Origin of the sequence: Saccharothrix sp. ST-888, assembly GCF_000955975.1 — a bacterium.
Taxonomy (GTDB): Bacteria; Actinomycetota; Actinomycetes; order Streptomycetales; family Streptomycetaceae; genus Kitasatospora.
The window spans coordinates 1-427 of record NZ_JYJF01000384.1 but is presented as its reverse complement, the minus strand read 5'-3'; the positions used below and the strand labels follow the sequence as shown (position 1 = coordinate 427).

At 72.4% G+C, this 427-nt stretch carries 1 protein-coding gene; it reads left to right on the top strand.

Going from position 1 to position 427, the window contains the following annotated elements:
* Positions 1-427: acyltransferase domain-containing protein (locus UK12_RS33205; RefSeq protein WP_045306933.1), on the top strand; the 427-nt coding region annotated here is incomplete at both ends.

Genomic DNA, 427 nt, shown 5'->3' with positions numbered 1-427 from the left:
GATCGGACCCTGTACGCCCAGACCGGCCTGTTCGCGGTCGAGGTGGCGTTGTTCCGGTTGGTGGAGTCGTGGGGTCTGCGGCCGGACTTCGTGGCGGGTGATTCGATCGGTGAGCTGGCTGCGGCGCATGTGGCGGCTGGGCGGGCGTTGGCGGATGCGTGGCGGGTGGTGGCAGCTCGTGGGCGGTTGCTGCCGGCGTTGCCGGCGGGTGGTTCCATGGGGGCGGTTGAGGCGGCCCGCGCCGGAGCGTGTACGCCGTTGAGTGGGCGGCTGATGCCGGCGTTGCCGTCGGGTGGTGCGATGGTGGCGGTGCAGGCGTCCGAGGCCGAGGTGTTGCCGCTGTTGAGCGGGCGGGTGGGTATCGCGGCCGTGAACGGCCCTTCGTCGGTGGTGGTCGCGGGTGACGAGGCCGAGCTGCTGCCGAGCG